The following is an 11485-nucleotide window of genomic DNA, read 5'->3' as shown; positions in this document are numbered from 1 at the left end:
GTGCAAGTACGCGGCGGTTAAATGCGAGTTGGGACAATTCCCGGTTCAGGTAGATCTGTCCCTGCAACAAATCGTCCACTGCGCTTTTCTGCAACTTCGTCTTCTTATCCATATTTGTAGCGGCTTCCGATGATCACGCTAGCCGGAGTGTAGGGGGGCGATATGACAACTTGATGACATGAATTTTATATTCTCGGCAATTTATGACATGGAATTCCGTCCCTGTCATATACATGTCACAAATAGTGGTTAGAGTTCGGTCTGTCTCAATTTGACAAACCCTAGGAGCAATTATGCGACTGAATAAATTCCTTGGATCGGCTGCCCTCGCATTGGGCGCCGCATTCACTTTCACATCCGCGATTGCGGCCGACATCACTGGCGCAGGCGCAACTTTTCCATATCCGATCTATGCAAAATGGGCGGAAGAGTACAAAAAGGCGACTGGAAACGGCCTGAATTATCAGTCGATCGGTTCCGGCGGCGGCATCAAGCAGATCAAGGCGAAAACCGTTGATTTTGGCGCTTCGGACATGCCTTTGAAGCCGGAAGAACTTGAATCCAGCGGGCTGATCCAGTTCCCCGCAATCATGGGCGGCGTTGTTCCGATCGTGAACCTTGAGGGCGTTACCCCGGGCCAGATGAAGCTCAACGGCAAGGTTCTTGGCGATATTTTCCTTGGCAAGATCACGAAGTGGAACGCGCCGGAAATTGCGGCGCTCAATCAAGGCGTCAAATTGCCGGGCGACGACATCACCGTTGTGCACCGTTCCGACGGCTCCGGTACGACCTTCATCTTCGCGGATTACCTGTCGAAGGTGAACCCGGAGTTCAAATCGACCGTTGGCGTGGGGACTGCAGTGAAATGGCCGACTGGCGTGGGCGGCAAGGGCAATGAAGGTGTTGCCGCAAACGTGCAGCGTATCAAGAATTCGATTGGCTACGTCGAGTACGCCTATGCGAAACGCAACAAGATGAGCCATACCCAGATGCAGAACCGTGATGGTCAGTTCGTTCAGCCGGACGACGAGACGTTCAAGGCCGCCGCCGCAGGCGCCGACTGGACCAAGACTCCGGGCATGGGCGTATTGCTGACCGACCAGGCAGGCAAAATGAGCTGGCCTATGACAGGTGCCTCCTTCATCCTGATGCACAAGACCCAGGCGGACTCCGCGAAGGCCAAGGAAGTGCTGAAGTTCTTCGAGTGGTCGTTCAAAAACGGCGGTAATATGGCGACCGAGTTGGACTACGTCGCCATGCCGGCACCTGTGGTCAAGCTGGTGCAGGATGCATGGAAGACGCAGTTGAAGGATGGATCCGGCAAGGCCGTCTGGTGATCAGCTGTAATCGGCTGAAATCGGCTGCTAAAGCCTGATGTGTTCGCAGGCGTGGGTTGCTGCTTTATCGCGAAGCGCGCCCACGCATTGTTATTGGGAACCTGAACTATGAGTGCAAATATCTCTTCAATTTCCCCACCCATTCTTGATTCGGACGCCAAGGTTCGGGATGCGGAGGTGGCTCACAAGGCATTGGTTTCCACAATGCGCAAGCAGCGGATACAGGACTTCCTGTTCCACAAAATAACACTCGCTTTCGCGCTCAGCGTGCTGCTGGTGCTGGTCGGCATCATCATCTCGTTGATTATCGGTGCCTGGCCGGCATTCAAGGAATTCGGTCCCGCATTCATCACCACTATCGAATGGGACCCGGTGAACGACCAGTATGGCGCACTGATTGCCATCGTCGGCACACTCGCCAGTTCCTTCATCGCATTAATTATTGCGTTTCCGATCAGTTTCGGAATCGCACTTTTTCTTACCGAAATATGCCCGGCCTCGTTAAAGCGCCCGCTTGGCACGGCTGTTGAATTGCTCGCCGGCGTCCCCAGCATCATTTACGGCATGTGGGGGCTGTTCATCTTTGCGCCGCTCTTCGGCGACTATATTCAACCGCTTCTCAACACGACGATCGGGCAGCTGCCGTTCGTCGGTTATCTGTTCAAAGGGCCGATGATGGGAATCGGCATCATGACGGCCGGCATCATCCTTGCGGTCATGATCATCCCCTTCATTGCATCCGTGATGCGCGATGTCTTCGAGATCGTGCCGCCTGTTTTGAAAGAGTCGGCCTACGGCCTGGGATGCACGAAGTGGGAAGTGGTACGCAAGATCGTGCTGCCGTACACCCGCAACGGCGTGGTCGGCGGCGTGATGCTGGGCCTTGGGCGCGCATTCGGCGAAACCATGGCGGTCACCTTCGTGATCGGCAATGCACACAAGCTTTCATGGTCACTTTTCGCGCCCGGTAACAGCATCGCATCGACGCTGGCCAACGAATTCGCCGAGGCCGAATCGACGCTGCATGTATCGTCGCTGTTCGCACTTGGCCTGATTCTGTTCCTGATCACCTTCCTGGTGCTGTCGGCAGCAAAACTCATGTTGATGGGAATGTCTCGCAACGAGGGGACGAAATAATGAACTCCGTAATGAACCCTGTATATCGCAAGCGCCTGTGGACGCACCGCGTCGGCATTGCATTGTCCTTCTTCGCCATGGCGGTCGGCCTGTTTTTCCTGGCCTGGATTCTTTTTACGCTCCTGTCGAAAGGTTTCGGCGCCTTAAGCCTTAGCTTGTTCACCGAGACCACGCCGGCACCAGGCAATGAGGGCGGCGGTCTGATGAACGCAATCGTGGGCAGCCTGCTGATGGTTGGCGCGGCGACCCTTGTCAGCACGCCGATCGGCATTCTCGCCGGGATCTACCTGGCGGAATATGGCGAGGAAAGCTGGCTGGCCCAGTTCACCCGTTTCATCACCGATATCATGCTGTCGGCGCCGTCGATCGTCATCGGCCTGTTCGTCTATGCTATCTACGTTGCCAACGTCAAGCATTTTTCGGGCTGGGCCGGCTCCTTCGCCATTTCGCTGATCGCGATACCCGTCGTTGTACGCACCACCGACAATATGTTGAAACTGGTGCCCAGCAGCCTGCGCGAAGCGGCATTTTCACTCGGCGCACCACGCTGGAAGGTGGCGATGATGGTAAGGCTGCGCGCGGTCAAGGCAGGCGTCGTGACCGGTGTGCTGCTCGCAGTGGCACGTATATCCGGTGAAACCGCGCCCCTGCTGTTCACGGCACTCAACAACCAGTTCTTCAGCGCCGACATGAACAAGCCGCTCGCCAATCTGCCGGTCGTGATTTATCAATTCGCGATGAGCCCGTACGACAACTGGCGTTCGCTCGCCTGGGGCGGCGCGCTGCTGATCACCTTCAGTGTGCTGGGTCTGAACATCCTGTCGCGCACCTTGTTCAGTCAAAAAATTCCGAGCTAAATTATGAATACTATTGCTTCACCGCTGGTTGAAAAAGCGACCTTCGAGATATCCGGCCTGAATTTTTTCTACGGCAGTTTTCAGGGATTGAAAAACATTAACCTGAATATCAACGAGAAAAAGGTGACGGCCTTCATCGGCCCGTCGGGCTGCGGCAAGTCGACCTTGCTGCGGACGCTCAATCGCATGTACGACCTGTATCCAGGCCAGCGCGCCGAGGGCAGGATCATATACCACGGCCGCAATATCCTGGAGCCGGGGCAGGATGTGAACATGCTGCGCGCCAAGGTTGGCATGGTCTTCCAGAAGCCGACGCCATTCCCGATGTCCGTATATGAAAATATTGCATTCGGCGTCCGCCTGTACGAAAACCTGAACAAGGGCGAAATGGATGAGCGCGTCGAATGGGCGCTGAAAAAGGCGGCTCTGTGGGGCGAGGTGAAGGACAAACTGCAGAAGAGCGGCCTGTCGCTGTCGGGCGGGCAGCAGCAGCGACTGTGCATCGCGCGCAGCGTGGCCGTCAAGCCGGATGTACTGTTGCTGGACGAGCCGACCTCCGCGCTGGATCCGATCTCCACCGCAAAAATTGAAGAGCTGATCACCGAACTGAAGCAGGATTACACGATCACGATCGTGACCCATAACATGCAGCAGGCGGCCCGCTGTTCCGACTATACGGCGTACATGTATCTGGGTGAACTGGTGGAGTTCGGCGAGACTGATCAGATCTTCATGAACCCTGCCAAGAAGGAAACGCAGGATTACATTACCGGCCGCTTCGGATAAGTGCAGCCGTTTTCGCGTAATAATCAAAGGAGAACCTGATGCCGGGCGACCATTCCTCAAAACAATATGATATGGACCTTGAAGCGATTCGCTCCAAGGTCTTGCTGATGGGCGGACTGGTCGAAAGCCAGTTCAACGATGCGGTATCCTGCTTCCGGTCCGGAAATGTCGAGCATGCCGAACAGGTCATCAAGGCCGATGAAAACGTCAACCGGCTGGAAGTGACGCTCGACGATACCTGCAGCCACCTGATCGTGAAGCGCCAGCCAGCGGCGAACGACCTGAGGACAGTGATGGCCACCATCAAGGTCATCACCGACCTCGAGCGCATCGGCGACGAGGCGACCAAGATCGCCCGCACAGCAAAAAACCTGCATGAGCGAGGCCCTGTCGGCGCCCTTAATCATTATGAATCGATTCGCGTGATTGCCAATAGTGCCGCTGAACTGCTGCACGATGCGCTGGACGCGTTCGCACGCCTTGATGAAAAACAGGCGGCGCGCCTGATTGCCCAGGATGCAGTGGTTGATCATGAGTTCCGCTCGATCATCCGCACCATGATCACCTTCATGATGGAAGATCCGCGCACCATCTCCGCCGCACTCGACACGCTGTGGGTGGCGAAGGCGATTGAGCGTATCGGCGACCATGCGAAGAACATCGCGGAATATGTCATCTACGTGGTGGAAGGCAAGGATATCCGCCATACCGATTATGTGCATACCAAGCTGGATAGCGCTGTCTGACCATGGCCGTTGAAAAGACTACGATCCTGATCGTCGAGGATGAACCGTCGATCGTCGAACTGGTGACGTACACCCTGAAGGAAGCCGGCTGGAATACGTTTGCTGTGAATACCGCGGCCGAGGCATGGGAGTTTATCCAGCGCCGTACCCCGCACCTGATCCTCCTGGACTGGATGCTGCCTGACCAGACCGGCATCCGGCTGTTGTCCCGCATCCGCACTGATCGCCAGCTGAATGAGTTGCCGATCATCATGCTGACAGCGAAGAGCATGGAGGAGGACAAGATTGCCGGCCTCGACAACGGCGCCGACGACTACATCACCAAGCCGTTTTCGCCGCGTGAATTGACTGCTCGAGTAAAGGCGCTGCTGCGCCGCAAGTCGCCTGAACATGCGCAAAGCATGATGACAGCCGGACCGGTGACGCTTGATCCGATCAGTTGCAGCGTCATGCTGAACGAACAGAAAATCGACATCGGCCACGCCGAGTTCAAGCTGCTCAAGTTTTTCCTCGCCCACCCCGAGCGGGTGTTCTCCCGCAGCCAGTTGCTCGACAAAGTATGGGGCGATCATGTGGTGATCGAAGAACGCACCGTCGACGTCCATGTGCTGCGCCTGCGGAAAGCATTGAAAGAAGCGGAATCGCTCATCAAGACCGTTCGTAGTGTAGGCTACATGCTGTCCGAAAAATAATTCCGCTTTTTTATGAATCCCCATCTGCTGTTCTGGATTCCGGCCGTCCTTCGTCTGTCCTTCATTCTGCTCGGTGCCGGTGTCCTTTGGTATTTTTTCGGCCCGGTGTTCGGGCTGCTGTGCGGAATGGCGGGCATGTGTGTCCTGCTTTGCGTGCAACTGCATTATCTCTACCGGCTGGCGGACTGGCTGGACAATCCCAATAGCGCGAAACTTCCTGACGGCTGGGGCGCCTGGACGGATATATTTTCCCGCCTGTACAAGCTGCGCCGCGGCGATGAAAAAAATCAGGCTGAACTGACGGAATGGCTGGCCCGCTTTCGGCAGGCGATGAGTCTCCTGCCCGATGGCGTGGTCATCATGGACGACGTGCTGTTCCTTGAGTGGTGCAACCCTGCGGTGGAAAAGCACCTCGGGCTTCACCTCGACCGCGACAAGGGCAGACGTGTCACCAACCTTGTCCGCAGTCCGGAATTCATGGACTACATCATCCTCGGCCGCTACGACCAGCCGCTGACCTTGAGCTTCCGTGAGCGAAAACTGATTGTCCATATCATCCCGTTCGAGAACCGGCGCCAGATCCTGGTTACCCACGACGCCACCGAGTCGCAGCGCATCGAAATGATGCGGCGCGATTTCATTGCCAATGCATCACATGAATTGCGCACGCCGCTGACCGTCATCAACGGTTTTCTGGAGATTGCGGCGAGCCAGCCGAACCTCGATACGCAGACACGAATGGCCCATCTGAAGCTGATGGCCGAGCAGGGGCAGCGCATGCAGAATCTGGTGGAAGACATGCTGGCACTGACCCGGCTGGAATCGATCGAATATCCGCTGCGGCCGGAGCGCGTGGGCATCGCCGCCCTGCTGGAGCAGGTGCATCAGGAGGGCATGGCTCTCTCGGGCGGCAAGCACCAGATCAGCCTCGCCGTGGATGGTCCGGATATCAGGGGCAGCACCGAGGAGCTTCGAAGCGCTTTCGGCAACCTTGTGTCGAATGCGGTTCGCTATACGCCTGCGGATGGAAGTATCGACATTGTCTGGCGGGACACCGCATCCGGCCCGCAACTGGTAGTGCGTGATACCGGTATTGGTATCCGGCAGGAGCATATTTCCCGGCTGACGGAGCGCTTTTACCGGGTCGACAAAAGCCGTTCGCGGGAGACGCAGGGAACAGGATTGGGTCTGGCGATCGTCAAGCATGTGCTGATACGCCATAATGCCGTACTAGCCATCGACTCGCAGCCGGAGAAGGGCAGTACCTTTACTGTCAGCTTTCCGAAGGAGTCCGTCTGCTGAATCCGGAAACGCCGGGAGCGCAGCACTCCCGGCTGATCGTCACGTCTTGATTACTTGTAGCCGACGCGGTCCAGAATCCGCTGTGCCGCGATCTGATTCTTCCCGATCGTTGCAATCGATACATTCTCGGCCTTGAACTTGCCGAGCGATTCCAGTTCCGGATTGGTGGCTGTCGCACTCTTCACGACTGGCCATTCGTTGTTGCCGTTCGCGAAATAGCCTTGCGCTTCATCGCTGGCCAGGTATTCCAAGAATTTGACCGCTGCCTCGCGATGCGGCGCGTTTTTCGCGACACCGCCGCCGGAGATGTTCATGTGCGCGCCCGTCGTTTTCTGATTTGGCCAGATGAAACCGACCTTGCTGATCAATGCCTTGTCTTCCGGTTTGTTCGAACGCAGCAGCCGGACGTAGTAATAGGTGTTTGTGAGCGCAACGCCGCATTCGCCGGAAGCGACGCCCTTGATCTGATCGGTGTCGCCGCCACGGGGAGGGCGGGCAAAGTTGGTAACCATGCCTTGCGCCCATTTTTCCGTCGCCGCCTCGCCGTTATGCTCGATCAGGGAACCGATCAGCGACAGCATGTACGGATGCGAGCCCGACCGGGTGCATACCTTGCCCTTGTTTTTCGGGTCGGCCAGCGACTCGTAAGTCGGTACATCTTCCGGCTTCACGGTTTCCTTGTTGTAGACGATCGCGCGACCGCGGGTGGAGAAGCCGTACCATTCAGCGCCCTTGCCATCGTCCTTGCCACGCAGGTTGTCCGGAATACGGCTGTCGAGCACCTTCGACTTGACCGGCTGGAACATCCCTTCGATCTGGGCACGCCACAAACGGGCGGCATCCACCATCAGGATCACATCAGCCGGGCTGTTCTTGCCTTCATTGCGCAGGCGCTCCAGCAGCGGATTGTCTTCTGCCTCGATGCGATTGATCTTGATCCCGGTTTTCTTGGTGAAGTTGGAATAGAGCTGCTCGTCGGTCTGGTAATGACGTGATGAATACAGGTTGAGAACATTTTCCTGGGCATGCACGGAAGACGCGGCGGCCACGGCGAACGCCATGCCCAGCATCTTGAAATTTATTGGCTTCATATGGCTCCTTGGTGAGAATGATTTTCAATCATGCAAGTATAGCGTGTTTGTAAATCTAAATCATTCTCATTGACGTTCGATATTGCTGCCTTCGAGTAAAATTCCGGCTTCCTCTTCCGCCCCAGCGTCCCGCAGTTTAAATTCTGCAAGGTTTGTCTTGTGAAAGTCTCTATGCCCGCCGTTCGATCATTGATTCCCGGTCTTTTTATGTTGCTTTCCGTGCTGGCCGGTTGTGCGGGTAAACCCGCGGTGCCAACCGTACCGACGGCTCAACCGGCTCTGCCGCGCCCGGTAAAAATCGGGTTGGCTCTCGGCGGCGGAGCGGCACGTGGCTTTGCCCATATCGGTGTAATCAAGGCGCTGGAGTCCCAAGGCATCATCCCGGATATCGTCGTCGGCACAAGTGCCGGGAGCCTGGTGGGAGCGCTATACGCTGCCGGCAACAACGGCTTTGCGCTGCACAAGATGGCTCTTGAGATCGATGAGGCGGCGATTTCCGATTGGTCTGTCCCGTTGTTCGCGACGGCAACCGGGGTATTGAAAGGCGAGGCGCTTCAGGCATATGTCAACCGGATGGTAGGCAATGTCCCTCTCGACAAGCTGAGGATGCCGTTCGGGGCCGTCGCTACCGATCTCCAGACCGGCCAACCGATTCTCTTCCAGCGCGGCAACACCGGGGCGGCGGTTCGTGCTTCGTCGGCGGTGCCTGGTGTTTTCCAGCCGGTGAAAATCGGTGACAACCTCTATGTCGACGGCGGATTGGTCTCGCCGGTGCCGGTCCGTTTCGCGCGCCAGATGGGCGCCGATTTTGTCATCGCGGTCAACATATCGGCACAGCCAGGCGGTCAACCGTCTGCGAACACCCTTGATGTCTTATTGCAAACCTTCGCCATCATGGGCCAAAGCATCAATCAGTACGAACTCAAAGACGCCGATATCGTCATCCAGCCCAAGCTGAATGGCATGAAGAGCAATGATTTTCAAGGCCGGAACCTGGCGATTCTGGCTGGCGAACAGGCTGCGTCCGCGCTGATGACCGACCTGCAGCGCAAGTTGAAGGCAAAACGCGAGCAGTAAGATGCGTGAGCAGTAAGCGGGAGGAGGGCAGGAATGCGCTGCAAGTACAGCGCCTCACAGGCTATTTTTCTTCCGGGCGAAGGATGCGGCGTGCGCCGTCGAATCGTTTTTTCCAGTAGCCGACTTCCATGTTCTCGACGCGTACCTTGCCACCGCTCGATGGTGCATGCAGAAACTTGTTGTCACCGAGATAAATTCCGACATGGGAGAAACCACGCTTGAGCGTGTTGTAGAACACCAGGTCTCCCGGTTGCAGGTCCTGCTTGTCGATATGCTGTCCGACCCGGCTGATCTCCTCGGATGTGCGAGGCAGTTGCGTTCCCCATACTTCCCTGAATACGTACCGTACGAGTCCGCTGCAATCGAGTCCGCTTTCCGGCGCATTGCCGCCGTATCTGTACCGAATCCCGATCAGTCCCATCGCATGCATCGTTAATTCCGATGCCCGGTTTTTAAAATCGTGAAGCTTGGCCATGGCGATCGCGCCAAGTTCTTCTGCATCGTATTCCACGGCGTTCGCCGCCACCGGGGCGAGTAGCACGGAAGAAATGGCGCAGGCATGCAGCAAACGTACCGGCAGGAAGGAAGGGCGGATTATTGTCATTTTTGAACTGTTGATGCAGTGTAACGTTTGCAATGTAAGTCAATCGAGTAAAGCTGTCAAAATCTATTGCGTACGGGTATGCTTGCTGGAAACAAAATTACATTTTCCTCCCTTGGAATGACAATGCTTTCGTCGACAGATTTACCGGGCAAGCCGCGTGTGCTGATTGCAGACGACTCGCGCATCGTCCGCGCTACATTAATAAAGCATATCGAGGGAATGTTCGACTTCCGGGAAGCGCTCGACGGCGAACAGGCGTGGGAAACGCTCCTGATCGACCCCAGCATCCGTGTCGTCATCACTGATTTAACGATGCCCAAGCTCGACGGCTACGGCCTTCTGCAACGAATCCGCAATTCCAAGATCAGCCGCATCAGGACCATCCCCGTCGTGGTGGTATCCGGGAGCGATGAGCGGGAGGAGCGCGAGCGTGCGAAAGCAGCCGGTGCGACCGACCTGATCACCAAGGGCATCGGCACTGCGCAATTGCTGTCCCGCCTCGACATTCTGTCCAAGCTCGTCAATACCCAGCATGATTTTGAACGCAGCCTGGAGTCGCTTGCACGCATAAATGCCGCCGATGGTGCATTGCCTGTATCGTCGATCGACGCCGTCCTGTTGCAAGCCGGTGGGATGCTGGAAACCGCTGTCAAGAATGGCAAGAACTTCGTAATCTTGAATGTGAGGGTTGGTTTCAAGCACAGCAACCTGGAGGGCGCCGCAACGATACCACCGCATAGCGTCATCGATGCGATCGGGCATGTTTTGCAGCGGACCGTGCGCGAAAGCGATCGCGTGGCGAGAACCGATCAGGCTGAATTCACCCTGATTACCGGCAGTATCAATTTTGATTCCGCGCATCTGTTTGCCGAGCGGGTGTGTCGCGCAATTGCCAATGCCAATATGGTCAAGGACAGCCCGATGGCATTGATCGCCAGTTGCGGCGTGGGTACGCTGGCGGAACACGAGGGCGATGCCGGCGTGGCGGTCGACTTTCTCCTCGATACTGCCAGGCGCAGGGCCGCGATGGGTATGGCGCATGCGGTAACCGGGGTAGTGGGTAAAGATGAGGAGGCCGCGTTACTGAACAATACCTATCAGTCGCCGGCTGAGAATGTTTCTTCCCCGGCGGTTGGCTCGCCCGCCACACCAGATCTTGCGACATTATTGCAATGGATCAAGGAGGGCAAGCGCGACAAGGTGCTGCCGTACATCGGCACCCTGTCGGCGGAACTGCAGCCTTTGGTCGACCTGGTGTTGAAGAAAGGCTAGATGCACGGCATACCCCGCTGTCGTACAATCCAGCCTTCTTTACAAGGAAATCGCATGCAATCCAAACAAATCCTCAGTCTCGACGACGTCAAGAAAATCGCCGCCGCATCCGAAGCGGAAGCCAAGGCCAATAACTGGGCGGTAACCATATCCGTGGTGGACGATGGCGGGAATTTACTCTGGTTGCAACGCCTCGACGGCGCAGCACCCATTTCCGCGGATATCGCACCGGCCAAGGCGAGAACGGCGGCCCTGGGACGGCGCGAAACCAAGATATACGAAGACATGATCAATACCGGTCGCTTCTCGTTCATCACCGCGCCGCGGCTTGAAGGCATGCTAGAAGGCGGCGTGCCGATCATGATCAATGGCCAATGTCTCGGCGCGGTTGGCGTTTCAGGAGTGAAATCTTCGGAAGATGTACAGATCGCGAAAGCCGGCATTGCCGCTTTGAGCAATTAAACGGCTGAATCAGGCCGCTGCAACGGCGGCTTCGCAACGCGGCAAACCTGTTGGCAGGATTGCCGCGAAGTCTGTTCTCGGCTATACTCTCGTGGTTTAACTAATTTAGTCCGCCGTAGCGC

12 protein-coding genes are annotated in these 11485 nt (G+C 56.6%); 10 read left to right on the top strand and 2 right to left on the bottom strand.

What is annotated here, in order from left to right; all coding sequences use genetic code 11:
- Positions 1 to 293 precede the first annotated feature (293 nt).
- The 7 genes from pstS (at position 294) to phoR (ending at position 6857) form a co-directional block, all read left to right on the top strand.
- Positions 294 to 1337, top strand: coding sequence for a phosphate ABC transporter substrate-binding protein PstS (gene pstS, locus V7080_RS06430; RefSeq protein WP_334187578.1), 1044 nt, complete (start codon positions 294 to 296; stop codon positions 1335 to 1337).
- A 108-nt stretch (positions 1338 to 1445) separates the two neighbouring features.
- Positions 1446 to 2474 carry a phosphate ABC transporter permease subunit PstC gene (pstC, locus tag V7080_RS06425; RefSeq protein WP_334187577.1) on the top strand — a complete coding sequence of 343 codons (1029 nt, stop codon included), beginning with the start codon at positions 1446 to 1448 and terminating at the stop codon, positions 2472 to 2474.
- A gap of 11 nt (positions 2475 to 2485) precedes the next feature.
- Entirely contained in the window at positions 2486 to 3331 is an 846-nt protein-coding gene (gene pstA, locus V7080_RS06420) for a phosphate ABC transporter permease PstA (RefSeq protein ID WP_334187576.1), read from the top strand.
- A gap of 3 nt (positions 3332 to 3334) precedes the next feature.
- Positions 3335 to 4117, top strand: coding sequence for a phosphate ABC transporter ATP-binding protein PstB (pstB, locus tag V7080_RS06415; protein WP_334187575.1), 783 nt, complete (start codon positions 3335 to 3337; stop codon positions 4115 to 4117).
- A gap of 38 nt (positions 4118 to 4155) precedes the next feature.
- On the top strand, positions 4156 to 4863 hold the full coding sequence (gene phoU / locus V7080_RS06410) for a phosphate signaling complex protein PhoU (protein WP_334187574.1): 708 nt from the start codon (positions 4156 to 4158) through the stop codon (positions 4861 to 4863).
- 2 nt (positions 4864 to 4865) lie between these two features.
- Positions 4866 to 5555, top strand: coding sequence for a phosphate regulon transcriptional regulator PhoB (gene phoB / locus V7080_RS06405; protein WP_334187573.1), 690 nt, complete (start codon positions 4866 to 4868; stop codon positions 5553 to 5555).
- A 12-nt stretch (positions 5556 to 5567) separates the two neighbouring features.
- A complete protein-coding gene (phoR, locus tag V7080_RS06400; RefSeq protein WP_334187572.1) occupies positions 5568 to 6857 on the top strand; it encodes a phosphate regulon sensor histidine kinase PhoR in 1290 nt (429 codons plus the stop codon).
- A 50-nt stretch (positions 6858 to 6907) separates the two neighbouring features.
- On the opposite strand, the gene V7080_RS06395 is transcribed toward phoR, so the two are convergent.
- On the bottom strand, positions 6908 to 7948 hold the full coding sequence (locus V7080_RS06395) for a Fe(3+) ABC transporter substrate-binding protein (protein ID WP_442947194.1): 1041 nt from the start codon (positions 7946 to 7948) through the stop codon (positions 6908 to 6910).
- A 207-nt stretch (positions 7949 to 8155) separates the two neighbouring features.
- On the opposite strand from V7080_RS06395, the gene V7080_RS06390 reads away from it, so the two are divergent.
- Positions 8156 to 9025: a patatin-like phospholipase family protein gene (locus tag V7080_RS06390; protein WP_334187571.1), complete on the top strand. Its 870-nt coding sequence runs from the start codon at positions 8156 to 8158 to the stop codon at positions 9023 to 9025.
- Between the two features lie 61 nt (positions 9026 to 9086).
- On the opposite strand, the gene V7080_RS06385 is transcribed toward V7080_RS06390, so the two are convergent.
- Positions 9087 to 9629, bottom strand: a complete 543-nt coding sequence (locus V7080_RS06385) for a C40 family peptidase (RefSeq protein ID WP_334187570.1) — start codon at positions 9627 to 9629, stop codon at positions 9087 to 9089.
- Positions 9630 to 9752: 123 nt separating this feature from the next.
- On the opposite strand from V7080_RS06385, the gene V7080_RS06380 reads away from it, so the two are divergent.
- Together V7080_RS06380 and V7080_RS06375 are read left to right on the top strand one after the other, a co-directional pair.
- Positions 9753 to 10901 (top strand): GGDEF domain-containing response regulator, encoded by a 1149-nt coding sequence (locus V7080_RS06380; RefSeq protein ID WP_334187569.1) that lies wholly within the window; start codon positions 9753 to 9755, stop codon positions 10899 to 10901.
- 54 nt (positions 10902 to 10955) lie between these two features.
- The gene (locus V7080_RS06375; RefSeq protein WP_334187568.1) at positions 10956 to 11363 is read left to right on the top strand and encodes a GlcG/HbpS family heme-binding protein; all 408 of its coding nucleotides are present in this window, start codon (positions 10956 to 10958) and stop codon (positions 11361 to 11363) included.
- Positions 11364 to 11485: the final 122 nt, after the last annotated feature.

The organism is Noviherbaspirillum sp. (assembly GCF_036846085.1).
Lineage (GTDB): Bacteria > Pseudomonadota > Gammaproteobacteria > Burkholderiales > Burkholderiaceae_D > Noviherbaspirillum.
Note: the sequence above shows the minus strand (reverse complement) of the source record. Positions and strands in the feature narration are given on the sequence as shown.